A 24,442-nucleotide genomic window follows, 5' to 3' on the forward strand; every position below is an offset into this window, starting at 1 on the left:
TTAGAACTGCTTTAAATATAAGGGATTATCATTCATAATACTAATATATGTTAATGTCATAGTCATAAGTATTGGTTATGAATGAAGCCTATGAATACAACCTATGAATAGGAGCGCATTTATGAACATTCATGCACTGAGGCTTTTTTATTATGTAGCCGAGACGGGAAGCGTTACGAAGGCGGCTGCCCGGCTGAGGATCAGCCAGCCGGCGGTGACCAGCCAGATCAAGAGGCTGGAGAAGGATTTGGGGTTGCCGCTGTGTAGTCCCAGCGGCCGGGGAATCTCGCTGACTCCCTTCGGGACAGAGCTGGCGAAGCAGGCAGGCAATCTCTTCACCTATGAAGAACGGATTGAAGAGTTCGTAGAGGATTACCGCCAGGGACGGAAGGGGAAGCTGCGCATTGCCGCTACCTATCTTCCGGCGAATTTCCTGGTCCCGGGCTGGGCCGCCCGGTTCAAGGCGGGGCAGCCTGAGATGGAGATTGAGATTACCACGACCAATTCCACGCAGGCCTTTGAACAATTGCAGCGTCATGAAGCAGATGTGGCCTTTTACGGGGGCGGAGCTAAGGAGAAGCCGGAGGATGTAGACTGGCTGGAGCTGTTTGAGGATGAGCTGTGGTTCGTAGTGGCCCCTTCCCATCCTTTTGCCAATGGTACGGTATCGCTGCCGGAGATGATGCAGGAGCCGTTCGTGATGCGTGAGGAAGGCAGCTCCACCCGGGAGCGTCTGGTCTCGCTCTGTACAACCTACGGCCTGAAGCCGCCGCGTGTGACCCTGCAATTCAGCGGGTTGGGCGAAGTCATTCGTTCGGTCATGGCAGGGTATGGCGCCAACTTCATCTCCTCGCTGGCTGTGCGGGACTATGTGGAGTGGAAGCAGTTATGCCGGGTACAGGTGGAGGGTATTCAGCTTAGCAACCATATTGCTGTCTGTACACGCAAGAACGAGACCCTGTCAGCCGGGCTACAGCGGTTTATTGACATCTGCCGGCAATGATAAAACAATAATTAAATATTATTATTCAATCTAAATATATTGATAAACGATAAATACTGTGTTAAATTGAACTCACAATTAATGAGTGAGGTGCTTGTCTTGATGAAACGTAAACCCGCTTCAACCACTTTTTTGAAGGCTGTGATTCTTCTGCTGGGCATGGGTGCACTGGCCCTGTGCATCTTTGCGGTTCCGTCCATCGCCGGCTTTGCAGCCGAGCTGTATCCGGAGCATGCGTACCTCAAGGCTCTGGTCATGATTGATTTATACGGGGCGGCGGTAGCTTTCTACATTGCGCTCTATCAGACCTTCAGGCTGCTGGGGTATATTGACCAGAACATGGCCTTCTCGGAGGCTTCGGTACAGGTGCTGAAGAATATCAAGCACTGCGCAGTGGCCATCAGCGGGATATTCGTTATAGGTATGCCGCTGTTCTATCTGATGGCGGAGAAGGATGATGCCCCGGGGATCATCGTCATCGGGATGATCCTTATTTTTGCCTCGCTGGTCATTGCCGTGTTCGCGGCAGTTCTCCAGAAGCTTTTGAAAGACGCTATTGAACTGAAATCTGAAAATGATCTGACAGTCTGAGGTGACGACCATGGCGATTATAATCAACATTGATGTCATGCTGGCCAAACGGAAAATGAGCGTAACCGAGCTTACGGACCGGGTGGGCATTACGATGGCGAACCTGTCCATTCTGAAGAACGGCAAGGCCAAAGCGATCCGTTTCTCAACGCTTGAGGCGATATGTAAGGCGCTGGACTGCCAGCCGGGAGATATTCTGGAATATACAGCGGATACCACGGAATAATGAGCGCCGGGAGCGGGGAGGGAACGTTATTGAGATCGATGAAACGGCTGCTGCACTTCGGGTATCATCAGGCGATGAGCTGTATCTTTCCTGTAGCGATCTTTGGAACGTTAATCCTGACCCGGACAGCAGAGCTGCCGTTCATCCACCGCTATGATCTGATTCTGCTAATCCTGCTTACTGTACAGTATCTGATGTACCGGAGCGGGCTGGAGACGCTGGATGAGATCAAGGTCATCTGTGTGTTTCATGGGATTGGACTGGTGCTGGAGATGTATAAAATAAGAATGGGCTCCTGGGCCTACCCGGACCCCGGTTATGCGAAGCTGCTCGGTGTGCCGCTGTACAGCGGATTCATGTATGCCAGTGTGGCAAGCTACATGTGCCAGATCTGGCGCAGGCTGAGGATGGAGTTGACCGGCTGGCCGGGTCTTGCCGCTGCGGGACTGCTGGGCGGAGCGATCTATCTGAACTTCTTCACCCACCACTATATTCCGGATTTCCGCTGGTGGCTGACAGCTCTGGTAGTAGTGGTATTCTGGAGAACCTGGATCATCTACCGGGTGCAGGGCAAGACGTACCGGATGCCGCTTGTGCTGGCTTTTGCCATTGTAGGCTTCTTCATCTGGCTGGCCGAGAATATTGCGACCTTCCTGGGGGCGTGGCAATACCCGGACCAGCACGGGAGCTGGCAGCTGGTCGGCTTCGGCAAGATCAGCTCATGGTTCCTGCTGGTGATTATCAGCGTGATTATTGTCGCCCAGCTTAAGCATGTTAAGGCCGGGCGGCGCGGCGGGGAACACAGTTAAGGCCATCATGGCCTGCCGGACCGTGTCCAATAAGCCAGGCCGTCCAGCGGATAACGGAAGGACGGCCCGGTTCCGCCGGAGACGGACGGGATTAGCGAACATTGTTCCCCGTTGGAATCAAGGGAGAATAGCTGTTCAATATGATAGACACCGGGAGACGGTGCTGACTCATAGAGTCTCAAGGCGACTCCAGCAGCCGTTGCCGCCGTGATGGATGCTTCATGTACGCCTGTAATTCCGTATTCTCTGGAGGCGGGCCTGCCATCCTTCGTGCCGCAGGCATCGACTTTGACCGCGTAGCGCTCGGAGCCGAAGCGGAAGCGGGTGAACGCCTGGACCGCGAGGTTGCGGAGTGTCCGGTTACGCAGCAGACGGGAGAGTCCGGTGCGGCGCAGCAGCGCTGCGGCTGAGGTCATGCTCCGTGAATCGAAGCAGAGCCGGGTCGAGACGGAAGGTACGGCAAGGGTCTGAGGCAGAGTCATCTGATCCGAAAAAGGAAAACGGTAGGCTCTATGCGTCCGCAGAGCAAACCCGAAATCCGCAGTCTTAGCCTCCGTGAAGCTTGAGGCGATGCGCGGTCTGCCGTGTTCGGTAATCTCGAAGTCGGCTCCAAGGTTGTCCACCGTCCACTCCATAGCCGCCTGTCCATGGCTGTCACCCAGTCCCAGCATGATCGAGATGTCGATCTGCTCTGTATGGTCCAGCTCCTGGACGGCCCTTGCCGCAAGCAGATTGGTTAGCCCTGGTGCGAGGCCGACACTCAGCACTGCTGCCGCCTTGAGCTTATGCTTCACAGGGTCGAGCCTTTGCAGCATAGTCAGGAAGTCTCCGCTTGCCGAGACATCTACATAATGGGTGCCGCTCTGGAGGCAGGCTTCGGCCAGCCGGGTGTCCTGCTGATCCAGACACATGACGACCAGCTTGACCTTCCCCAGCAGCTCTGGGGGAAGCGGCTTCTCTGCCGACAGGCGCAGCGGCTTCACATATCCGCCGGTACTGCGGGAGAATTCCTCGGCCCTGTTCAGGTTTCTTCCTGCCGCGTAGACTTTGCCGGGGTGCTGTGCCCCGAGTAGCCGGCATATCTGTGACCCGACATGCCCGTAGCCGCCGATTACTACAATATCTGTTTTCATGAGTATTCCCGTCCTTCGTGGTGGATTGCAGAATCTGCGGTATAATTAACTTTACATATTATTATCCTGATTTGGCGGGCGGCAGACTATCCCACATTTGTGGGATTTCGGGGAGGACAGAAGATGAACGAGGTTATGAGAAGCATTCTACAGCTTGACCCTGCCCGGGGTGGTCCGGTTCTGGATTCACAGCAGTACCGCGAAGCGGTGATTGCCAGGCTCCGCCTGCTGGTTCCATTCGCTGCGGCCTGTTGTACGACAGTAGATCCGCACACGCTTTTAACCACAGGGGCGGTCACGGAGCAGGGACTTGAAGAGGTTCATCCGCTATTGTTCGAGTATGAATATCTGCATGAGGATTATATGAAGTATGAGCAGTTAGCGGTGTCGGATATTCCGGCAGTCTGCTTAAGCGGAGTGACCGGGGGAAGCCTGGAGAAAAGCGCGCGGTACCGCAAGGTGCTGCAGCCCGCCGGATTCGGGGATGAGCTGCGCGTGGCGCTGCGTACAGGCGGGGTCTGCTGGGGGTTCCTGACCTTATTCCGTCCGCTGGGCCAGCCGACGTTTCAGGAGCAGGAATGCGCCTTGTTGGCTTCGGTAGCTCCGCTGATCGCTGAACGTCTGCGTGCGTATGCCTCTGTCCTGCCGGTATCCGGAGCGGACCGGGCAGTGCCGGAGGATAACGGTATTCTAGTGCTGAGTGAGCGGCTGGTAGCGGTCAGTGCGAATGCAGCAGCCCGTTATTGGCTGAAGCAGATCTGGAACCTGGAGCAGCTGGAAGAAGGGCAGCTTCCCGGTCCGGTGCGTGCCGTATGCCTGCGGGTGCTCGGCGCGAAGAAGCCCGCCGGAGCCGGGACTTCTCAGGCAAGAATAAGTCTTCCAATCGGCGACGGGGCGTATCTGACAGTTACCGCAAGCCTGCTTGGCGGCCCGCAGACACAGCTCGCCGTATCCTTGGTGAGTGCCCGCTCCGGGGATGTCTTCCGGCTGCTGGCCGAAGCCTTCGCCCTGACCGCGCGGGAGAAGGAGCTGGCAGAGCTGCTGGCGCTGGGGTTATCGACCAAGGAGCTGGCCGAATCGCTGCATATCTCCGCCTACACGGTACAGGATCATTTGAAATCCATTTTCGCCAAGACAGGTGTATCCAGCCGCAGAGAGCTGATCAGCCGGCTGCTTCCGCGATAAGGCCAAGAATCACTAAGAACAAATAAGGGGAATCTCCACAGCCTTTGGCTGGAGATTCCCCTTGCTTCATGTTTAGACTTTTACAGATCTGGAACTGCTTCGAATGAACTCTTACTGGCGCAGTGTCTTCAGCGCGCCGCTCCAAGCCAAGACCTGATCCAGCATAGCATTGACATTGGCAGCATGCAGGTCAGCCGGCTTGAACACCGAGCCATTCTCGAAATCGGTGAACAGCGAGAGCAGCGGGTGGACACGAACATCGGCAACGGACAATTCGCCGAGAATACCGCGCAGATGCTCAGCAGCGCGGGCGCCACCGGCGGAGCCGTAGCTGACGATTCCGGCAGCCTTGTTGTTCCATTCTTCACGGGCAGAATCCAGTGCGTTCTTCAGGGCACCGGAGAGACTGTGGTTATATTCCTGAACGATGAATACGAATCCATCCAGGGTAGCCAGCTTAGCTGCCCAAGCCTGAGCTTCAGCGTAGCTGTCGCTCTCCCCGAGCAGCGGTAGCTTGAAGTCAGCAATATCTACGATTTCGTAATTAGCATCTCCACGGGCATCAGCGATCCCCTTCACCCATTCGCCTACCTGCGGGCTAACGCGGCCCTGGCGTGTGCTTCCAAGAATAATTCCGATATTAAGTGTTGTCATTGTAATTCCTCCTCGAATTTTGTTTTCCGTAATTTGTTTTGCTTGATATGTTTTTTATTATAGCTGATAACTTTAATAAAGCAAGTGAAAATTTGAAACCTAGTTAAATTTTTAGCTAAAAATTAAAGCGGCCCAATCGCAGACCCGAATCTGGGAAGGCAATGGACCGCAATGGATGACTCTGGTTGCAGCTAATGGCCGGCTTCGGCCGAGTTCACTTTTACAGCCAGCCGTTTAACCACATAAGGTATGGTGATGGAAGTCAGGATAACAGTAAAAGCAATCTGTGCTATAGCTGTATCCGCATAAGGAGCATAAGCTGGGTTAAAACCGGCAGCCATCCCGGGCACAACCATCGATAGACCGGCGACTGAACAGGTAGCCGCCGCTGCATACCCCGGGCGTTTTAACAAGTGACGGTCAATCATAACCAGCGGCAGCAGACAAAGCAGGAAGAAGAGTAAGGTTAGCAGCAGGCCGGATAAGCTCGACCGGAAGGCCAGGCTCAGGTTGATGCTAGATCCGAAGCTAATGCCAAGGAATGGCAATAGGATCACTGTTCCCGGAGCAAACATCCTCTGAAGGTTAGCATCAAGATTGCCAAGCAGAATACCTACGGCAAAAGGGAGCAGCGTGGCCGCCACGCTAAGATAATCAATTCCTGCCCCGCTGGCCGAATTCAGGATCATGACTGGAATGACCGGAACAGCGATCAGGTTCAGAATTCCAAAGGCAGCCTGATCCATCTCATCTCCATAAGAATGCATCAGTGCCAGATATAGCCCCGGATTGCAGCTTGTCATCACGGCGATGAAGGCAATGGCAGAGATGCCGCCGAAGCCCTCCGCGCCGAACCCCTGCACAAAGGCCCAGCCGATCAGCCAGGCGATCAGGATTCTTGCCAGAACATGCACCCCGGCGCGCTTCAGTGTAGCAGGGAGCAGGCGGAGGTCCAACTGCGTCCCGGATACAAACAGGATCAAGCCGATAAACACCATCGTTCCTCTGGAGGTAAACAGAGCGGTTGTAGGATCACCAATGCCGAACAGCTGCGGAAACACCGTGTTGACGGCGGCTGCCAGCAGCATGGGGACGATGAGCAGACCGCCGGGTATTTTTTGGACAGACCGTAGTATATTCATACTGCCTACAGCTCGGCCCCGTTCGTCCGGATAACATTCTGATACCAATAGAAGGAATCCTTGCGGGTTCTCTTCATCGTCCCGTTGCCGTAGTCATCCTGATCCACATAGATGAACCCGTAACGTTTGCTCATTTCCGAGGTAGAAGAGCTGATCATGTCAATCGGCCCCCACATGGTATAGCCTATCATTTCGACACCATCCTGAATGGCCAGCCCCATCTGTTCGATATGTTTTCTCAAGAATTCTATGCGGTAAGGATCGTTCACAGTACCGTCTTCATTCAACTTGTCGTAGAAGCCTGAGCTGTTCTCCAGAATAAACACAGGCTTATTGTAGCGGTCATACACCAGATTCAACGTATACCGCAGCCCAACAGGGTCGATCTGCCAGCCCCACTCATTTTCCGGCAAATGCGGGTTTTTATAGACACTGTGTACGTTGCCTGCCGTCAGTTCGAGCTGTTCTGTGTCACTGCTGGAGATCATGGAGTTGTAGTAGGACATACCAACGTAATCCGCCGTATGTGCACGGATGCTATCCAGATCGCCATCCTCGATGTGCAGCGTGATATTTTTGTCTTTGAAATAAGTCTTGGCGTAATAAGGATATTTGCCCAGGTTCAAGACATCGAGGAAGAACTGGTTTTTCATCTGGTCATCCTTCTGCATCTGGAGGGCATCCTCCGGTTTGCAGGTGTACGGATAGGTCGTGAAGTAAGCGACCATGCTGCCGATTTGGTTACCCGGATCAATCTCATGTGCCAACCGGGTTGCTCTGGATGCTGCTACGAACTGATGGTGTAACCCCTGGAACAGCATTTCCTCATAATTCGGTGCATCGTATTCGATAATTCCGAGTGTTTTTGCTCCGGCTTTGACACTCATATTGATTTCATTGAACGTCACCCAATACTTTACTTTGCCCTTGTAACGCTTGAATAACACCTCGCAGTAGTTGACATATAAGTCCACCAGCCTGCGGTTATACCAGCCGCCGAATTTGTCAATCAGCACGATCGGCGTATCGAAATGGCTAATGGTGATCAGCGGCTCCATGCCGTGCTTCAGGCACTCCTCAATCACCTGATCGTAGAATTGCAATGCCTTCTCGTTCGGGGCGGCATCGTCTCCGCCCGGGAATACACGGGCCCATGCGATGGAGTAACGGAAGACCTTGAAGCCCATTTCGGCGAACAGAGCGATATCCTCACGGAACGTGTGGTAAAAGTCGATGCCGCGGCGTTTTGGATATTTAACCGTATCCGGATCGTTTTTGGCCTCTTCAATCATCTCGCGGTTAATCTTCATCTGCTTGGTTACTTTACGATCGTTATTCTTATTGAATTGCATCACATCAGGAATGGTCAGGCTCTTGCCGTCTATATTGTAAGCACCCTCCGCCTGACAGGCGGAGAGAGCGCCTCCCCACAGGAAGCCTTCCGGAAACAAAGATTGCGTCATTATAGTGTTCCTCCTTAATTGTATGAGTTACGGAATCAGTTTCAGCAGTGCTTCGCCTTCTTGGATTGAACCGCTATCTGAGGCCGTCAGTACATCGGCGAACTGCTGCATATTGGTCACGACAATAGAGGTAATGGTAGGATACCCATCGGCAATAATTCCTGCGGGATCGAATTCCACCAGCAGATCACCAGCTTGTATGGTTTGTCCTTGCTCTACATAGGATTTGAAATGTTTGCCTTTCAGGCTCACCGTATTTACGCCGATATGAATCAGTATTTCTACGCCGTTAGCAGCTTTAAGCCCGATGGCGTGCTTGGTTCTGTACAATGCCTCAACCACTCCGTCAAAAGGGGCATACACTCTGCCTTCACTCGGCACAATGGCAATGCCTTTGCCCATCAGCTCCTGAGAAAAGGCTTGGTCCTCAACCTCGGCTAACGGCTTAATTTCACCTGTCATCGGACTGACGATCAGCATACCAGCGGTATCCGCAGCGCGGGATACCGAAGGGGTGGCATCCTGAGTGGCTGCCGGCGAAGCGGCGTTCTTCTTAGCCTTCGTAGTGGCTTGCCCGCCCGCATCTTCCTTGATGCCTGCGAGCAAGGTGAATACAAATCCCAGAACGACTGCTGCGATGGACCCGATCACAATATAGACGTAACGGTCTGCTGTATACGTTCCCAGGGCCAAGACTCCCGGAAGGGCGATGGCATTTGCACTCGCATGAACAATACTGTAGAAACCGCCTACGAGTCCGGCTGCCGCACACCCGGCAAAGAACGGCCGTTTGTAACGAAGATTAACGCCGTAAATCGCCGGCTCGGTAATACCGAACAGGGCGGTGAAACCGCTGGACCCGGCTGCGGATTTCATCGTATTGCTCTTGGTGAGGACGAAAACACCGAAGGCGGCTCCAGCCTGGGCCAGGTTAGCTGCAAGAGAGGCCGGCAGCAGCATGGTCGAGCCTATGCTGGCAATCTGTTGAATCTGGATCGGCATAATGGCGTAATGCATGCCAAACATAACCATAATGGGCTTGAAGAACCCGAGAATCGTACCTGCCAATACGCCAACGGTTGCATACAGGTAGTTGATGCCGTCGGTCAGCCAAGTACCGATATAAGATCCGACCGGTCCAAGTACGATCAGTTCCAGCGGGATCATGATGAACAATACAATCATTGGAGTTAAGAGCACCCGCAGAAACTTGGGGATGAATTTGTCCACTACAGGGTAGAGGTAGCTCATGACCCACACGCCCAGAATGATTGGAATCACCGACGAGGAATATTTCATCAGCAGGATCGGCATGCCGAGGAAATCGATTGTTTTCACGCCGGTTTCGGCAATTTTGGCTGCGCCATCCAGAATCACGGGATGCATTAATCCGGCAGCAAGCGCAACGGCCAGATACGGATTGGTTTTAAATTTCTGGGCAGCACTTACAGCGATGAAGAAGGGCAGGAAGTAGAAAATCAGATCGCCAATCATATTGACGATGGACAGGAACCCGGAGCCTTCCATCCATCCTAGCGCTGCCAATACTGTAGCCACGCACTTGATCATACCGCAGCCGATCAAGGCCGGGAGCACTGGAGTGAAGATGCCTGCAATCGTCTCAAGCACCACATTTACCGGATTTTGTTTCTTTTTGGGAGCTGCATCTCCGTCTTCGCTCTGGAGGTTCCCCGAGGTGAGATTGCGCAGCTCAGCATACACAGCATCTACCTTGTTCCCGACCACCACTTGAACCTGCCCGCCTGCATTCTGCGCCTTCAGTACGCCTTCAAGTCGGTCCAGCGCCTTCAGATCGGCCTTTCTGTCTTCTTTAAGCACGAATCTCAGCCGTGTTGCACAGTGGGTGAGCGATGAGATATTACGTTCGCCGCCTACAAGCTCCAGTACGTTTTGGGCCAATTCCTTGTTATTCATGACCATTCTCCTTACATAAAGTAGTCTGGGAATAAAAAAATGACCAAGCCAGGGAATCGTCATTCCCGTGTGCTTGGTCATGCCTGATCGAATCAGTAACAGTCCAATTCATAGTATGCAATTATCGGGCAGGGCCGGCTAGTCGTTGGAGATTAACCTTTGAATGTGAAGAATCAGATACAGCTTCTCATCATTGGTGCAGCTCCAGCCGTAATTGTTCTGCAGGAATGCCGCGATCTTCTCCACACACTCCAGTTCACGCGGGAATTTCTCTGTTACCATCTCAAACAACGCTTCATTCTCTTTCTTCAGCGACTTGCCGCTCATCTGCCGCATGATGAAATAGCGGACATGGGTGGCGAAGCGCATGAAGTGAATGGACTCTTCCTCAAAATCAATTTTCAGCGCGTATTTGATGATGGACAGCATCTCGCCGGTAACGGTGGTAATTTTGGTTGTATCGCTCATTTCTCCAGACCCCACCTGGGCATTCACAAAATGTAAGGCAATCAGGGTCGTTTCGGCTGCCGGGAGACGGACTCCCGCTGTAGCTTCAATTAACCGGACTGCAGCTTCACCTACACGGGTCTCATCCGGGTATAGGGTGCGCACTTCCCATTCCAGCGGATTCTTGATGGAGACACCTTCACGGGTACGGGCCAGAGCAAAGCTTATATGGTCAGAGAGAGTGAGCAGCAGATTGGTATTGAACGTCTTATGCAGAATGTCGCTGCCCATGGTAATGACTTCTTCCGCCAGATAGATATGCTCAATCGGAATGCTGTTCAACAAGTCGTACATGCGGATGTTTTTGGGAGCGACAAAGATTTTCTCCACCACCATATCGGTTTCAGTCAACTGATAGGGGGTCTTTGGGAAACCAACGCCCTTGCCAACCACAAACACTTCCTCATTGTTGTCATTAATAGCAATAGCTACATTGTTGTTCACTTTTTTGATGACCTTCATACATACTCACCTCCCCGCCAAATAAAAATGACCGAAAAGGATTACAAAAAAATGTAATCGTTTTCGGTCATGCCTGGTTGCCCAGTAACAGTCCGTGTAAGGAATATAACCTTATTATAATCAGCAGCTTCGAAATGTCAATCATGCATTTTAAGGGTATTAGAAATCAATTTATATGTCACTTTGCATAACATTAAATAGCTGATTTTAGGCTCGAATACAAAATATTCAGCGAAATAATTGATTGTCATAATGAAATTAGCTTAAAATACACTCAACAAGTCAGTTATTCTGACATATAATTAAGCAATCTTATGTATCTATAATATATGGAGAGGTGGGGCAGCCATGATAGAGGAAAAGAAACGGCAGGCAGAGCTTGAACTCCCGCGTGATTGCACCTTCTCACCAGAAGACTGGCGTATTCTGGCCCAGTACTGGTATCCGGTGGCTACAGCAGCAGAGGTACAGGATCAGCCGGTGGCCGTGAAGCTGCTGGATATGAAGCTGGTATGCTACCGCAGCGGAGGCAAGGTGGTTATTGCCCGGGATCTGTGTTTTCACCGGGGAGCCCCGCTGAGTAAGGGATGGGTGGAGAACGGGGAGATTGTCTGCCCGTATCACGGGTTCCGCTATAATTGTGAGGGGAAATGTACTGCGGTACCGGCACATCCAAGCGCCAAAATCTCGCCTAAATTGAAATTGATTGTCTATCCGGCCATCGAACGCTACGGTCTGATCTGGACCTGCCTGGCAGATGCGCCGGAGCAGATTCCCGCCTTCCCGGCCTGGGATGATCCCGACTATATTAATATTCTGATCCCGAGCTTCGATATTGCCGGCTCGTCCGGGCGGCAGATGGAAGGCTTCCTTGATGTATCCCATTTCGCTTACGTGCATACGGCAACCTTCGGTGACCGCAATAATACAGAGGTTCCCCAGTACAAGGTGTGGCGTGAAGGGGAGACGGAGCTGGTGGCCGAATACTGGAGCACGGTCAGCAACTATGGCAAAGGGCAGGAGAATCCTGCGCCGGAAGGCTTCCAGTGGCTGCGGGAGTTCCGTGTATTCGCACCGTTCGCCGCTTCGCTAACTGTCTATTTCCCGGATGAGGGCAGGCTGAAGATTCTGAACTGTGCTTCTCCGGTATCGGCCCGTTATACCCGGCTGTTCTGCCCGATCTCGCGGAATTTTGATAAGAATACGCCCTTAGAGGACACGGTGAAATTCAATCTGCAGGTGTTCCAGGAGGATGCGGAGATGGTGGAGTCGCAGACGCCGGAGGATCTCCCGCTGGATCTGCAGGCTGAAGCCCATATTCCGGCAGACCGCACCTCCATTGCTTATAGACAACTGCTAAGCAGTCTAGGGCTGGGGCAGAATTATACGTCCTGAGCATTATTAACAGCACACGCCCGGCAGCAGAGAGCAGAAGCTCGGCAGCCGGGCGTGTGCTGTTGTGTTGATTGGGTGGAGGCTGCTGCGAAACGCAAAGCTGGCGGCAGCAGCTAGACCGTATAATTTTCCAGCGACAGGCTCCATCTTCCGTCCACCAGCCCGATTCTGTGCAGGCTGGCATAGGAAGCAGGGAATTTACTGCCCCGGTTATTCCAGTCGATCCCTTTGATGATGTGATAGATGATATTTATGACACCGCCGTGTGTAACAATAATTATGTTATCATCAGGGCCGCTGTCCGCATACTCTTCGCTGAGCCGGGTGAAGGTCTCTTGAATCCGTGTGAAGAATTCGAGCGGACTCTCTCCGTCAGGGTAACGCTCGTCCATCCGCAGTCCTGAGAAGTATAAGCCGGGGTAACGTTCATTCACGATTTCGTTCGGCATGCCGGCGATCACACCATTGTTCATCTCCCGCCAATCCATATTGCGCTCCAAGGGTAATTCTAGCTCTCTTGCCAGCTCGCCGGCTGTATCCAGCGCCCGCTGCAGATCGCTGCTGACTATACGTTGTATAGGGAATGAAGCCGAATTCTCTCTCAAAAAACAGCCCAGCTTCTCGGCTTGTCTGTAGCCTTGGGTATTTAGTCCCCGCTGGCTCCATCCGCCGCGATATCCTTCGTCATCCTTGCCGTGTCTTACCAGATATATCGCCAACTGCTCCTCGGCCCCCTGTTCTATGATGCGTAAGTATGATTCCTTAAAAGGTTCCTTCAAAAAGGATATCCTGCTAAGTCTATCACTTACTTTCCAGAATGTTCAAGAACAGAAGTTACAGTAGGAGTAACGTAGCTTGACAATACCCGGACACAGCTTGCTTGGAGGGTTCAGGATTGCTTATTTTAGGGCACGAAGACAATACGCTGCTGATTGTCTGGCGGATTCTTCCATACTTGTTCAATCTGAGATAACGGATAAATGATAGGGTTCGCTGTAAGCTGACCCTCTGCAATCGCCTCAATCAACGCCGGGAATTCGGCCAGATATCCGGCAGGCGTGACGGACCCCTGGCCGCTGCCGATGATCTGGAAGTTGGCAGAACGGAGTGCAGCGGAAGGAATCGCGGCGTCCGCGCCTGCCATGGAACCGATCTGAATCCAGGTTAACAGCCGGCTGCGGTCGGACCGGCGGGTTAATATCGGGAGCATGGAGAGTGCAGCAGGATCACCCCACAGATAGTCGAGAACGATATCCACTTCAGCTGAGGCTTCGCCGAGGTTCCGGGACACTGTCTCGGGATCCCCGGTAAGAGATATGGCTACATCTGCACCATACTGTGTAAGCGAACGCAGACGTTCCGGGTTCCGCCCGGCAGCGATGATCTGACTGGCTCCCATAAGCTTGGCGATCTGCACGGCCATCTGCCCGGAGTTGCCGGTAGCACCCAGAATAAGAACCTTGAACCCGGGCTTAGCCTGAACCCGGCGGCGGAGAGTTACCCAGGAGGACATGGCCGGATTCATCGCGGCGGCGATGAGCACGGGATCAGCATCTCCGGGTAGCGGGACAGCACGGCGAAGATCGATGAGGGTCTGGTCTGCGAACGATCCCGGGGCATTATCGGCGGCTACAAAATAGACCAGCTTGCCATCCGGGAGCCGTCCGACGCCATCAATGCCTGGGATTAGCGGCAGTTCATCCGTACTGGTGTAGTGAGAGCCATTGGCTTGTGCCCGGACCCGGAGATGTAGTCCGGCAGCCAGCACATCTACCAGAGCTTCGTGTTCTCCTGAAGGTACAGGAGCTGCAAGCTTTTCGTATTTCGGACCTGAATCGAAGGATCTTACAATAGCAGCGTACATAAATAGGCCTCCATTTACCCGGATAGTTACCCGGGTGAGTAATTTTGGTTTGTGAAACAAACTAAAAAGTTTGTAATACAAACAATATAGTTTGTATTACGTACAAAGTCAACGGCTGCTGTGGTACAATAGGAGCGAACAGGTCTGAAATATACAAAAGTGCGGAGTGAAATCAATGAGCGGTTACGATAATTCTTTTGATAAGCTGGATGATCTGTCGATGGTAGACAGCCTTGTGCAGCTATCCTTCCTGGTGCAGAATATCCTTGCCCGGATAGGAACGGAGCATGATCTGTCGATCATTCAGATCCGTCTGCTGGGGATACTGCGCGACCGGGAGCCGGGAATGCTGCAGCTGGCCAAGCATCTGGGCCTCGACAAATCCAGTATTACAGGGCTCGTTGACCGGGCGCAGCGCCGCGGGCTGGTAGAGCGTACCGTATCAGAGAGTGACCGGCGGGCATTCAATGTGAAGGCTACTCCGGCAGGCTGGAAGATTATTCACGAGGTCGGGGAGCAGATCGAGCGGCAGATTACGGCGGTAACCGATGGTCTTACCGGGGAAGAGCGGGCACAGATGATAGCCCTGGCCAGCAAGATTCTGGTCACTGCTCCAGGGATGAGCCGCTGAACGAAACGATAGGATTCGTAACGATGAAGCACATAGGAGGGATTTTCATGGATCAGGAGCTTATGAATGAGCTGGTATCTCAATTCAAGAATTCACTGAAGGTATTGAACGCGGTCGGTGCCGAGACCCGGCAAGCCATCCTGATGGCCTTGCTGCAAGGGCCGCAAGATCCGGGCATGCGTGTAGGCGAGATAAGAGGGATCACCCACTTTTCCCGTCCGGCCGTGTCCCATCATCTGAGAATATTGATAGAAGCGGAGATAGTTAGCGTACAAAAAGAAGGCACCCGTAACTATTACCGGCTTGATTCTGGAAGCAAGCTGATGGTGCTCAAAAGCCTGGTGAACGGGCTGGAGAAGGTTCTGGCACAATGCGAGCGTGAAGCAGGGATTCTCTGATCATGGAGAATCCCTGCTGTGCGGTATGCGAAAAACCGATTACAATTACTGCTGTGAGGGTGCGTGGGTGCACGGGACAAATGTATATGCAAAATTTAAGCTACCTTGTTTCAGAAAAGCATGCTATGCTATAATCACTTACCGACAGACAGTCGGTCGGTGATTGTTTATTTACAAATAAAGCTACAGTTACACCCAAAGATGCATGTACAGTTACACCCAAAGTTAGTACAATCCCAGCTTTACCACAAGGAGACATGACCATGAGAGTTGTAAAAGAAGCAGAAGCCCGCAGAAATGAGATTCTGGATGCAGCAGAGGAGCTGTTCGGACAGAAGGGCTTCGACGGTACCAGCACGGGCGATATTCTGGGCAAGGTCGGCATTGCGCGCGGGACACTGTATTATCACTTCAAGTCGAAGGAGGATATTATGGACGCGCTGATTGAGCGGACGAATGCCACTATCCTTCATGCCGCGCAGCAGGTTGCTGAAGACAAGAGCATCCCCGTCATTGAGCGGATTCTCCGTGCGGTCATGGCGCTGAACATCAGCAGCGGAGACGGCAGCAGCACGGAGATTATGGAGCATATCCACAAGCCGCAGAATGCGCTGATGCATCAGAAGGTTCAGAAGGCGGTCATCCGCAGCGTTCCGCCCATTCTGGCCTCCATCATCAGCGAGGGGATAGAGCAGGGAATATTCAATACTCCCTATCCGTATGAGTGTATGGAGATGGTTGTTGTCTATGCCACCACCATTTTTGATAATGACATAGTTGAAATGACGGCAGAGGAGCGTATGTCACGCATTCTGGCCTTCATCGCCAATGTGGAAAGGCTGCTCGGTGCCGGGAGCGGAAGTCTGATGAGTGTGATGCAGATGTTCGGCGGCTCCGGTGGAGTGGAAGCGGGCAATGGTGATGAATAGATCCGGCACAGGCTTCGGCAGATTCCTGTTTCTGTGGTCAGGACAACTGATCTCAGCTATCGGCGGCGGGCTCACCGCGTTCGGGCTGGGGATATATACCTTACAGCAGACCGGGCAGGCTTCGGCTATGGCGCTGGTGACATTACTGGCATTCATGCCTTCCCTCCTACTCAGTCCAGTCGCTGGCGTGCTAGCGGACCGCTATGACCGCAGGCTGCTGATGGTGCTGGGGGATACGCTCTCTGCCTTAGGTCTGATCTATATTCTGGTCTGCCTGCTGAATGGAGATGCACAGCTGTGGCAGATCTGCTTAGGGGTGACTGTAAGCTCGGTATTCTCCTCCTTGCTTGATCCCGCCTATAAGGCTACGATAACGGATCTGCTTACCGAGGAGCAGTATACGAAGGCCAGCGGGTTTGTGCAGATTGCCGGCTCAGCGAAATATCTGATTTCGCCGCTCATTGCCGGGCTGCTGCTTACAGTCTCTGATGTGAAGCTGCTGCTGATCATCGATATCTGTACTTTTTTTCTAACCGTGCCTACTACGCTTGCTGTCCGCAGCGGTCTTACCTCCAAGAAGACGGAGCAGGCACCGGCCTTTATCCGTGAATTTCAAGAAGGCTGGAGAGCAGTCTCCGGGAATCGGGGAGTACTGGTGCTGGTGATTATGACCTCGGTCATGACCTTCTTCATCGGGTTCATCGAGACCTTGTCCATGCCGATGATTCTGGCGTTCTCCAGCAGTGCGGTCCTGGGGACGCTTGAGACGGTCATGGCATCGGGAATGCTGGTGTCGAGTGTCATTATAGGGATGCTGCGGATACAAAAAAATTTCGTACGCATGCTGGCAGTGTCGCTTTTTTGCTCAGGAATCAGTATCGCCGTCTTCGGACTGCGTGAGAATATTGTGCTGATTGGCGCTGCCGGATTTATGTTTTTTGCCATGTTGCCCTTTACGAACACGGCCCTGGATTATCTGGTCCGCACCAATATTGACAATTCCGTTCAGGGGAGAGCCTGGTCATTGATCGGACTGCTCTCACAGCTAGGATTCGTGGCGGCTTATATGCTGGCAGGTGTGCTGGCAGACTACGTATTTACTCCCTTGCTGGTGAGCGGCGGAGTTCTGGCGGATAGTGTGGGGCGGATCATCGGCACTGGCAGCGGGCGGGGGATGGGACTTCTCATCATCATTGCCGGCCTGCTGTTAAGCGCCGCTTCGGTTATGATCTATCGGCTCAAATCCATTACAAGTCTTGAGAGCAGGGGGTAACTTATGTTTTACCGAATCATCCGCAGAGATATCCGCACAAGTAAGGGAATTACGCTCACGACTATGCTGTTCGTAGCAGCTGCAGCCATGCTCGTCTCTCTGTCAGCCATTCTGGTCGTCAATCTGAGCGGGGCCATCGATCATTTGATGACACAGGCGAAGACGCCGCATTTCCTGCAGATGCATTCCGGCCAGCTGGATCAAGCCCGGCTCAAGGCCTTTGCAGAGCAGAACAATAAGGTTGAAGAACACCAGGTGCTTGATTTCCTCAATGTAGAAGGCGCGAGGATTGTCATGGACGGGCATACGCTTGCGGACAGTGTTCAGGATAACGGCTTCAGCACACAGAGCGGGAAGTTTGATTATCTGCTTGATCTGGACGGGAAAGTGATTGATGTACGGGATGGCGAGGTGTATGTCCCGATCAGTTATATGAAGGATGGCTCCGTCAAGGCCGGAGGGACGGTTACCGTGGGAGACACAAGTCTCACTGTAGCGGGGTTCCTGCGGGATTCACAGATGAACTCGCTGCTCGCTTCATCGAAGCGGTTCCTCGTCAGCCCGGCGGATTATGCGGAGCTAGCGCAGTACGGAACCACGGAATACCTGATTGAGTTCAGACTGAAGGACCTGTCGATGCTGGGGGCCTTCGAGACAGACTATACCGCAGCAGGACTTGAAGGCAACGGCCCGGTGATTACATATCCCCTGTTCAGAGTGCTTAATGCGATCTCGGACGGGCTGATGATTGCGGTGATCCTGCTGGCGAGTGTGCTGGTTGTTATTATTGCTTTTCTATGTATACGGTTCACCCTCATGGCAACCATCGAGAGCGATTACCGGGAGATCGGTGTCATGAAGGCCATCGGTCTGCGCGTCTCGGATCTCAAAAGAATCTATCTGGCCAAATACGCAGCAATAGCAGCTCTGGGGAGTATCCTCGGCTTGGCATTATCGTTCAGCTTCAGAGGTCTGCTGCTTGAGAATATCAGGCTGTATATGGGCGAAAGTGCGCATCCGGCACTTGCTCTGGCCTGCGGCATCCTTGGCGTACTGCTCGTATTCCTCATTATTGTTGCCTATGTGAACAGGGTACTGAAGCGTTTCCGGAAGATTTCAGCTGTCGAAGCCATCCGTTTCGGCACATCCCAGCAGACCCGGGCGGGCTCAGGGCGGTTTACCTTGAGCGCCAACCGGCTGCTGAACACGAATGTTTATCTAGGCGTTAAGGATGTCTTGTCCAGAAAAGCTCTATATGCAACTATGCTTGCAGTACTCGTCATCTCTTCCTTCCTTATGATTGTGCCCCAGAATCTCTATCATACGATCTCCTCTCCAAGCTTCATTACATACATGGGCATCGGTGACAGTGATCTGCGCATGGATATCCAGCAGACGGACCATATTGCAGAGAAGGCCGCAGACATTGCACGGGTGATGGAGCAGGATGTGATGATCTTCCGTTTTGCCGTGCTGACCACTCAGGCGCTGAACGTGAAGCTGGACAATGGTGTCGTTGAGCGGATAAAGGTTGAGCTGGGCGACCATTCCATTTTTCCGGTTGCCTATGGTGAAGGACATGGCCCGGTTGCAGCGAATGAGATTGCCCTCTCCGCTGCGAATGCCAAGGAGCTGGGCAAGCAAGCCGGTGATTCCCTGACCCTGCTCGTAGACGGAGAAGCGAAGGAGCTTACGGTGTCCGGGATTTATTCGGATGTGACCAACGGCGGGAAAACAGCCAAGGCCACCTTCACCACGACTTCTGATCAGGCCATGTGGGCCGTGATTTATGCGGAGCTTGCAGATTCCATGCTAATCAGTAGCAAGGTGAGCGAATATGCAGAGCGGTTCAGTTATGCGAAGGTGTCCGATATCGGGGAATATGTGACGCAGACCTTCGGCTCTACCATTAGCTCAGTCGGTAAGGCTGCATGGGCTGCTCTGGCCGTGATGCTGGTCCTGAATGTACTGATTACACTCTTGTTCATGCGGATGCTGGTAGCCAAGGACCGTTACTCTATTGCCGTCATGAAATCGATGGGCTTCCGGAATTCCGATCTGACTGTACAGTATTATGCGCGTTCTATATTTGTACTGGTGACCGGGATGGTTCTGGGCACCCTGCTGGCGAACACTCTGGGGCAGATTCTTGCCGGGGCTGTGATCTCCTCCTTCGGGGCTTCGTCGTTCAAGTTCGTGGTCAATCCGCTCTCGGCGTATCTGCTGTGTCCGCTAATCATGACCGGTTCTGTACTCATCGGGGCGGTTATCGGCACATCGGGCATCGGTCGAATTCAAATATCCGGCAATATTAAGGAGTAGATCAAGAAGATGAAGAAGATCATTTCGGGAGAAAATATAACCAAACAATATGGCACTGGTGGGGAGCAGCGCAAGGTGCTGGACGGGGTATCCGTCGATATTCACGAAGGCGAATTCGTCTCGGTAATGGGACCCTCAGGCTCAGGGAAGTCCACGCTGATGTTTGCACTGAGCGGAATGGACCGGATCGACTGGGGGCTGGTTACTTTTGAAGGCAGGGATCTGGGATCCCTTGAGGGCGATGAGCTTGCCGACCTCCGCAGAACGGGAATGGGCTTCGTGTTCCAGCAGCCGACACTGATGAAGAATCTGAACATCCTGGACAATATTATTCTGCCGTCGATGCGTGACAACCGGCGGAAGGTTGCAGCGATTACGGATAAGGCGCAGCAGCTTATGGAAAAGGTGGGGATCGCGGAGCTGGCAAAGCGTGATATTACGGAGGCTTCGGGCGGACAGCTGCAGCGGGCCGGCATCTGCCGGGCGCTGATGGGCAGTCCGCGCATTATTTTCGGGGATGAGCCAACCGGCGCGCTGAATCTGAAGGCTGCCGAGGAGATCATGGACCTGCTGTCCGGAATCAATGAAGAAGGGACGGCCATCATGCTGGTCACCCATGATGCCACTGTGGCGGCCAGGACGCAGCGGATTATGTTCATGTGCGATGGCCGGATTGTCGATGAGATACGCCTGCCGAAATACAGCGGAGGGACGCTTGAGCCCCGCATGAATTTAATCACGGCAAAAATGCGGGAGATTGGGATTTAATATTGAAATGAACCATTAGCCCGGGCTGTTCGTATTATAGTTATTTGCTAACACCAAGGAAGAGGTGAGAGGAAATGCTGACCATCAAGAATTTTACGAAGAGTTATAAAGGCGGCGCAAAGGCGGTGGATGATCTTAGCCTTGAGGTTGAACGGGGCGACATCTATGGCTTCATCGGGCATAACGGCGCTGGCAAGACCACGACGATCCGCGCTGTGGTGGGCGTGCTTGATTTTGAACAAGGGGAGATTGAAATTGACGGCATCTCAATTAAAAAAGATCCGTTAGCCTGTAAGGCGAAAATTGCCTACATCCCGGATAACCCGGACTTGTACGATCACCTGACGGGGATTCAGTACCTGAATTTCATCGGCGATCTCTTTAACGTATCCAAGGCGGACCGTGAGCGGCTGATCGGGCAATACGGCGATGCCTTCCAGCTCACAGCCAGTCTGGGCGATCTGATCTCCTCGTATTCCCACGGCATGAAGCAGAAGCTGGCCATTATCTCGGCGCTGATTCATGAGCCAAAGCTGCTGGTGCTGGACGAACCCTTTGTCGGCCTTGATCCCAAGGCTGCACATACGCTGAAGACGATCATGGCAGATGTGTGCAGCAGAGGCAGTGCGATTTTCTTCTCCACGCATGTGCTGGATACTGCTGAGAAGCTCTGCAATAAGATTGCGATCATCAAAGGCGGGCGGCTGATTGCCCATGGTAAGACCGAAGAGGTCAGGGGCGAGAACAGCCTGGAGGATGTATTCATGGAGCTGATCGATCATGATTAATGTCTGGAGATTAACGAAGCTGCAGCTGTTGTCTTCCTTCGGCCTCAATAAAGCGCTGCATACGAAAGACTCTGCACAGAGACGGAAGGCGCTACTGCTCAGCATCGCGATGATAGCCGGGATACTCATGATCGGAGCCGTGTCATTCGGCTACAGCTTCATGATGGCGCAGTCGTTCGAGCAGCTTGGGCGGATGGACTTATTGCTGGCAGTGATGATGGCGGTCACTTCGCTGGTCGGCTTCTTCACTACGGTCTATAAGGCAAGCGGGGTATTATTCAGTTACAAAGACTACGATATGATCATGTCGCTTCCGGTAAAGACCAGCCATGTGGTGGCGAGCCGGGTGCTTCAGCTCTATGTGATGAACCTGTTCTTCACGCTGCTGGTCATGCTTCCGGCGGGGGCGGTGTATGCGATACATGTGAAGCCGGGTGTGCTGTTCTATCTGTTTTTCCTATTGACGCTCTTCTTCATTACTCTGCTGCCGATTATAGCGGCTACGCTTGTGGGCACCCTCATTAGCTGGGTCTCTTCCCGGTTCCGGGCGAGCAAAATCCTGAATATGATCCTCACGTTCGCCTTCATCATTATACTGATGCTGGGCTCGTTCACGCTCAATCAAGGGCAGCAGGCGATTGCAGATGTTGGAGCCGCCTTGGGTGATATGATCTTCAAGGTGTATCCTCCGGCTTCCCTGTACGTTGATGCGGTCTGCTCGTACCGGGTAAGTGCCTTGCTCTTCTTCATCGCGGTGTCTGTGCTGGTCTTTATGCTGTTCTCAGTCCTGCTGGCGACCCGGTACAAGGCGATTCATACAGGGCTTATGACCAGCCGCGCAAGCCGCGGATACACGATGAAGCCGCTACAGGCTAATTCAGCATTCAAGGCCTTGTATCTAAAGGAGCTGCGGCGTTATTTCAGCTCGGTCAATTATGTGCTGAACACAGGGATCGGGATGGTGCTGCTCCTGATGATGTCCATTTCCTTATTATTCGTTAGCTCAGAGCAGCTGGGAACCATTCTTGACATCCCGCAGCTGTCGGACTCCCTAAGTACGCTGAGTCCGCTGGTGATCTCTCTGTTTGTTGTTCTGAGCTGCACCACGGCCTGCTCCATTTCGCTGGAAGGAAATCATCTGTGGATCTTGACCAGCTCGCCCGTGCCCAAACCGGCGATTGTATTCAGCAAGGTGGCGGTGAATCTCACCATTACGTTACCCATTACAGCTGTAAGCTGGGGGCTGCTGGCCTATACTCTTCATGCCGGATGGATGGAAAGTATATTAATGCTGGCCGTTCCGGTAATCTATGCCTGCTATTCTGCCCTGCTGGGTGTTATGGTGAACCTGAAGCTGCCCAAGCTGGACTGGACTAGTGAAGTTGCGGCCATCAAGCAGAGTGCGTCGGTGCTGGTAACGATGGTTATCGGCGTTCTCACGCTGGCTGTTCCCGCCGTACTGTTCATGCTTCTTCCTGGGCTGGGCGGAAATCTCATCCTGCTGGGATACTGCATTCTAATGGCAGCGGTGTGCGCCGGTATGTACAGATATATCTGGATTAACGGGGAACGGTTATTTCAGAAGCTGTAGCAGCCGGTTTATCTGTGCGGATAATCATGGGTATAAGTGTCACCAGAGCGGCAAAGAACAGAAATATCGCCCAGTAAGGGCTGTTCAGCGACAGCATCCGGCTCGACAGTGCGGGTCCTGCCGCCATGCCCGCGAAGTTAATCAGATTGAACAGCCCGAAGCCTGCGGCACTCGCTGGTGCAGGAACGGTCAGGGGAACGCTATGGTTCAGTCCGATCTGTACAGCGCAATTCCCGATATAGATACACACCAGAGCGACTACTAAGAGGGCCAGAGAGGTGTTAGCTCCTTGAGCCATGAGAACAAAGCCGGCAATGGCTATAAGGCTAAAGACGCTGATCAACCGCTTAGGGGTCCATATCTGCAGCAGACGTCCAGCCAGCAGGTTCGTGCCCACATTGAACAGTGCGGTGGCGAATAGAATCAAGCCGATTGTAACAGGAGATATCCTGTAGGTATGTGTAAGCAGCAATGGAAACAGATAGAGGACAGCCACGATAGAGGCGCTGTTCAAAGAGGTTGCCGCAAGCAGCTTTTGAAAAGGCTTCAGCTTCAGCATATGTATATCTGCAAAAGGGTTCATCCGGTCTTTACTGGCATAAGCCTTCATGAGTACAATCATTATTAGGGTGATGATGAACAGCCAGAGATTCAGGGAAATAGCGAGCAAGAATGAGACGATGATCAGCGTCACCATCACTGCACCTGCCTTATCGAATTGCTGCCGGTCATGGTCTTCTCTGAGGTAAGCTCTAGGCATGAAGGCATAGATCCCGAAGAATCCCAGGGCAATAAGGAACATGAACAGGAAGAGGAAGTGCCACCCGAAGAAGGTGGTAATAGCGCCGCCGAGCAGAAAGCCGGCCCCCGAGCCGAGGGTCATCATCGAACTGATTAGGGTTAGACCAAGCTTCCTGTGAGCCGGCTGCAGATAGTGGCTGACGGTAATCATGGACAAGGGAACGAAGCAAGATCCGCCACTGGCTTGAATCACGCGTGCTGCAATGAGCAGGAGGTAGTGCCCGCTGAGGTATCCAAGAATGGAGCCTCCGACAAACAGGCTAATTCCTGTCAGGAGCAGCGTTCTGATCTGATAGTGCTCGGATAATTTGCTGTACGTTAAAGCTCCGATGGAGATGATGCAGGTATAGCAGGTAATGATCAGGCTGGCCTTCGTGGTCGTGAGATGCAGATCGGCTATGATGCTTGGCAGGGCCACGTTAAATAAAATAGCATTAGACACGCCCATCAGCACGAGAAAACATAAGGTTGCCAGCAAGGCAGCCTCTTTGTTCATCATTTTCATCCGTAATTCTCCTTCGTATTTGTTATTGTTTAATAGTCATAAAACTATATGACTATTAAGGCAAAAA

The 24,442-nt window shown here is 52.8% G+C and carries 23 protein-coding genes; 14 read left to right on the forward strand and 9 right to left on the reverse strand.

From position 1 onward, the window contains the following. The first annotated feature begins 121 nt into the window (after positions 1 to 121). From MKY86_RS10960 to MKY86_RS10975, 4 genes are all read left to right on the forward strand, one after another. Positions 122 to 1,003 (forward strand): LysR family transcriptional regulator, encoded by an 882-nt coding sequence (locus tag MKY86_RS10960; protein ID WP_076073825.1) that lies wholly within the window; start codon positions 122 to 124, stop codon positions 1,001 to 1,003. A 102-nt stretch (positions 1,004 to 1,105) separates the two neighbouring features. Continuing rightward, on the forward strand, positions 1,106 to 1,594 hold the full coding sequence (locus MKY86_RS10965; RefSeq protein WP_076073827.1) for a DUF2975 domain-containing protein: 489 nt from the start codon (positions 1,106 to 1,108) through the stop codon (positions 1,592 to 1,594). 10 nt (positions 1,595 to 1,604) lie between these two features. Then, entirely contained in the window at positions 1,605 to 1,820 is a 216-nt protein-coding gene (locus MKY86_RS10970) for a helix-turn-helix domain-containing protein (protein ID WP_076073844.1), read from the forward strand. A gap of 29 nt (positions 1,821 to 1,849) precedes the next feature. Beyond that, entirely contained in the window at positions 1,850 to 2,629 is a 780-nt protein-coding gene (locus MKY86_RS10975) for a DUF817 domain-containing protein (protein ID WP_340826879.1), read from the forward strand. A 5-nt stretch (positions 2,630 to 2,634) separates the two neighbouring features. Here MKY86_RS10975 and MKY86_RS10980 read toward each other — a convergent pair whose 3' ends face one another. Then, positions 2,635 to 3,762 carry a saccharopine dehydrogenase family protein gene (locus MKY86_RS10980; protein WP_076073849.1) on the reverse strand — a complete coding sequence of 376 codons (1,128 nt, stop codon included), beginning with the start codon at positions 3,760 to 3,762 and terminating at the stop codon, positions 2,635 to 2,637. Between the two features lie 123 nt (positions 3,763 to 3,885). On the opposite strand from MKY86_RS10980, the gene MKY86_RS10985 reads away from it, so the two are divergent. Further along, a complete protein-coding gene (locus MKY86_RS10985; protein ID WP_083684313.1) occupies positions 3,886 to 4,947 on the forward strand; it encodes a LuxR C-terminal-related transcriptional regulator in 1,062 nt (353 codons plus the stop codon). Positions 4,948 to 5,058: 111 nt separating this feature from the next. On the opposite strand, the gene MKY86_RS10990 is transcribed toward MKY86_RS10985, so the two are convergent. The 5 genes from MKY86_RS10990 to MKY86_RS11010 all read right to left on the reverse strand — a co-directional run bounded on the left by MKY86_RS10990 (position 5,059) and on the right by MKY86_RS11010 (position 11,110). Continuing rightward, a complete protein-coding gene (locus MKY86_RS10990; protein ID WP_036729889.1) occupies positions 5,059 to 5,601 on the reverse strand; it encodes an NADPH-dependent FMN reductase in 543 nt (180 codons plus the stop codon). Positions 5,602 to 5,792: 191 nt separating this feature from the next. Beyond that, positions 5,793 to 6,743 (reverse strand): 2-keto-3-deoxygluconate permease, encoded by a 951-nt coding sequence (locus tag MKY86_RS10995; protein WP_076073852.1) that lies wholly within the window; start codon positions 6,741 to 6,743, stop codon positions 5,793 to 5,795. Positions 6,744 to 6,748: 5 nt separating this feature from the next. Further along, positions 6,749 to 8,206 carry a glycoside hydrolase family 1 protein gene (locus MKY86_RS11000; RefSeq protein WP_076073854.1) on the reverse strand — a complete coding sequence of 486 codons (1,458 nt, stop codon included), beginning with the start codon at positions 8,204 to 8,206 and terminating at the stop codon, positions 6,749 to 6,751. A gap of 27 nt (positions 8,207 to 8,233) precedes the next feature. Then, positions 8,234 to 10,141, reverse strand: a complete 1,908-nt coding sequence (locus MKY86_RS11005; RefSeq protein WP_076073857.1) for a beta-glucoside-specific PTS transporter subunit IIABC — start codon at positions 10,139 to 10,141, stop codon at positions 8,234 to 8,236. A gap of 138 nt (positions 10,142 to 10,279) precedes the next feature. Continuing rightward, positions 10,280 to 11,110 (reverse strand): PRD domain-containing protein, encoded by an 831-nt coding sequence (locus MKY86_RS11010; protein WP_036729881.1) that lies wholly within the window; start codon positions 11,108 to 11,110, stop codon positions 10,280 to 10,282. A 348-nt stretch (positions 11,111 to 11,458) separates the two neighbouring features. Here MKY86_RS11010 and MKY86_RS11015 point away from each other — a divergent pair, with 348 nt between their 5' ends. Continuing rightward, positions 11,459 to 12,505 carry an aromatic ring-hydroxylating oxygenase subunit alpha gene (locus MKY86_RS11015; protein ID WP_076073859.1) on the forward strand — a complete coding sequence of 349 codons (1,047 nt, stop codon included), beginning with the start codon at positions 11,459 to 11,461 and terminating at the stop codon, positions 12,503 to 12,505. A gap of 113 nt (positions 12,506 to 12,618) precedes the next feature. Here MKY86_RS11015 and MKY86_RS11020 read toward each other — a convergent pair whose 3' ends face one another. Together MKY86_RS11020 and MKY86_RS11025 are read right to left on the reverse strand one after the other, a co-directional pair. Further along, entirely contained in the window at positions 12,619 to 13,224 is a 606-nt protein-coding gene (locus MKY86_RS11020) for a histidine phosphatase family protein (RefSeq protein ID WP_076074852.1), read from the reverse strand. 185 nt (positions 13,225 to 13,409) lie between these two features. Then, positions 13,410 to 14,369 carry a quinone oxidoreductase family protein gene (locus MKY86_RS11025; protein WP_076073862.1) on the reverse strand — a complete coding sequence of 320 codons (960 nt, stop codon included), beginning with the start codon at positions 14,367 to 14,369 and terminating at the stop codon, positions 13,410 to 13,412. Between the two features lie 175 nt (positions 14,370 to 14,544). On the opposite strand from MKY86_RS11025, the gene MKY86_RS11030 reads away from it, so the two are divergent. The 8 genes from MKY86_RS11030 (at position 14,545) to MKY86_RS11065 (ending at position 23,069) form a co-directional block, all read left to right on the forward strand. After that, complete coding sequence (locus MKY86_RS11030) at positions 14,545 to 15,000, forward strand: MarR family winged helix-turn-helix transcriptional regulator (protein WP_076073865.1); 456 nt, start codon at positions 14,545 to 14,547, stop codon at positions 14,998 to 15,000. A gap of 47 nt (positions 15,001 to 15,047) precedes the next feature. Then, positions 15,048 to 15,398 (forward strand): ArsR/SmtB family transcription factor, encoded by a 351-nt coding sequence (locus tag MKY86_RS11035; protein WP_340826882.1) that lies wholly within the window; start codon positions 15,048 to 15,050, stop codon positions 15,396 to 15,398. Between the two features lie 263 nt (positions 15,399 to 15,661). Further along, positions 15,662 to 16,327, forward strand: coding sequence for a TetR/AcrR family transcriptional regulator (locus MKY86_RS11040; protein ID WP_076073870.1), 666 nt, complete (start codon positions 15,662 to 15,664; stop codon positions 16,325 to 16,327). Then, positions 16,320 to 17,600 (forward strand): MFS transporter, encoded by a 1,281-nt coding sequence (locus MKY86_RS11045; protein ID WP_076074854.1) that lies wholly within the window; start codon positions 16,320 to 16,322, stop codon positions 17,598 to 17,600. The genes MKY86_RS11040 and MKY86_RS11045 overlap by 8 nt, the downstream gene beginning before the upstream one ends. Positions 17,601 to 17,603: 3 nt before the next feature. After that, a complete protein-coding gene (locus tag MKY86_RS11050; protein ID WP_076073873.1) occupies positions 17,604 to 19,922 on the forward strand; it encodes an ABC transporter permease in 2,319 nt (772 codons plus the stop codon). A 9-nt stretch (positions 19,923 to 19,931) separates the two neighbouring features. Next, a complete protein-coding gene (locus tag MKY86_RS11055; RefSeq protein WP_076073875.1) occupies positions 19,932 to 20,690 on the forward strand; it encodes an ABC transporter ATP-binding protein in 759 nt (252 codons plus the stop codon). A gap of 74 nt (positions 20,691 to 20,764) precedes the next feature. Further along, entirely contained in the window at positions 20,765 to 21,478 is a 714-nt protein-coding gene (locus MKY86_RS11060) for an ABC transporter ATP-binding protein (RefSeq protein ID WP_076073878.1), read from the forward strand. Next, entirely contained in the window at positions 21,471 to 23,069 is a 1,599-nt protein-coding gene (locus MKY86_RS11065) for a hypothetical protein (RefSeq protein WP_076073880.1), read from the forward strand. Before MKY86_RS11060 ends, MKY86_RS11065 begins: the two co-directional genes overlap by 8 nt. Here the strand turns inward: MKY86_RS11065 and MKY86_RS11070 are convergent. Further along, positions 23,038 to 24,375 carry an MFS transporter gene (locus MKY86_RS11070; RefSeq protein ID WP_076073883.1) on the reverse strand — a complete coding sequence of 446 codons (1,338 nt, stop codon included), beginning with the start codon at positions 24,373 to 24,375 and terminating at the stop codon, positions 23,038 to 23,040. The two genes, MKY86_RS11065 and MKY86_RS11070, sit on opposite strands and share 32 nt — an antisense overlap. Between the last annotated feature and the right edge of the window lie 67 nt (positions 24,376 to 24,442).

The sequence above is a fragment of the Paenibacillus sp. FSL R7-0333 genome (genome assembly GCF_038000365.1).
GTDB lineage: Bacteria > Bacillota > Bacilli > Paenibacillales > Paenibacillaceae > Paenibacillus_AQ > Paenibacillus_AQ silagei.

Coding starts and splice junctions, on each gene's coding strand:
- MKY86_RS10960 (WP_076073825.1), top strand. CDS start 122: ATGAACATTCATGCACTGAGGCTTTTTTATTATGTAGCCGAGACGGGA.
- MKY86_RS10965 (WP_076073827.1), top strand. CDS start 1,106: ATGAAACGTAAACCCGCTTCAACCACTTTTTTGAAGGCTGTGATTCTT.
- MKY86_RS10970 (WP_076073844.1), top strand. CDS start 1,605: ATGGCGATTATAATCAACATTGATGTCATGCTGGCCAAACGGAAAATG.
- MKY86_RS10980 (WP_076073849.1), bottom strand. CDS start 3,762: ATGAAAACAGATATTGTAGTAATCGGCGGCTACGGGCATGTCGGGTCA.
- MKY86_RS10985 (WP_083684313.1), top strand. CDS start 3,886: ATGAACGAGGTTATGAGAAGCATTCTACAGCTTGACCCTGCCCGGGGT.
- MKY86_RS10990 (WP_036729889.1), bottom strand. CDS start 5,601: ATGACAACACTTAATATCGGAATTATTCTTGGAAGCACACGCCAGGGC.
- MKY86_RS10995 (WP_076073852.1), bottom strand. CDS start 6,743: ATGAATATACTACGGTCTGTCCAAAAAATACCCGGCGGTCTGCTCATC.
- MKY86_RS11000 (WP_076073854.1), bottom strand. CDS start 8,206: ATGACGCAATCTTTGTTTCCGGAAGGCTTCCTGTGGGGAGGCGCTCTC.
- MKY86_RS11005 (WP_076073857.1), bottom strand. CDS start 10,141: ATGAATAACAAGGAATTGGCCCAAAACGTACTGGAGCTTGTAGGCGGC.
- MKY86_RS11010 (WP_036729881.1), bottom strand. CDS start 11,110: ATGAAGGTCATCAAAAAAGTGAACAACAATGTAGCTATTGCTATTAAT.
- MKY86_RS11015 (WP_076073859.1), top strand. CDS start 11,459: ATGATAGAGGAAAAGAAACGGCAGGCAGAGCTTGAACTCCCGCGTGAT.
- MKY86_RS11025 (WP_076073862.1), bottom strand. CDS start 14,369: ATGTACGCTGCTATTGTAAGATCCTTCGATTCAGGTCCGAAATACGAA.
- MKY86_RS11030 (WP_076073865.1), top strand. CDS start 14,545: ATGAGCGGTTACGATAATTCTTTTGATAAGCTGGATGATCTGTCGATG.
- MKY86_RS11035 (WP_340826882.1), top strand. CDS start 15,048: ATGGATCAGGAGCTTATGAATGAGCTGGTATCTCAATTCAAGAATTCA.
- MKY86_RS11040 (WP_076073870.1), top strand. CDS start 15,662: ATGAGAGTTGTAAAAGAAGCAGAAGCCCGCAGAAATGAGATTCTGGAT.
- MKY86_RS11045 (WP_076074854.1), top strand. CDS start 16,320: ATGAATAGATCCGGCACAGGCTTCGGCAGATTCCTGTTTCTGTGGTCA.
- MKY86_RS11050 (WP_076073873.1), top strand. CDS start 17,604: ATGTTTTACCGAATCATCCGCAGAGATATCCGCACAAGTAAGGGAATT.
- MKY86_RS11055 (WP_076073875.1), top strand. CDS start 19,932: ATGAAGAAGATCATTTCGGGAGAAAATATAACCAAACAATATGGCACT.
- MKY86_RS11060 (WP_076073878.1), top strand. CDS start 20,765: ATGCTGACCATCAAGAATTTTACGAAGAGTTATAAAGGCGGCGCAAAG.
- MKY86_RS11065 (WP_076073880.1), top strand. CDS start 21,471: ATGATTAATGTCTGGAGATTAACGAAGCTGCAGCTGTTGTCTTCCTTC.
- MKY86_RS11070 (WP_076073883.1), bottom strand. CDS start 24,375: ATGAAAATGATGAACAAAGAGGCTGCCTTGCTGGCAACCTTATGTTTT.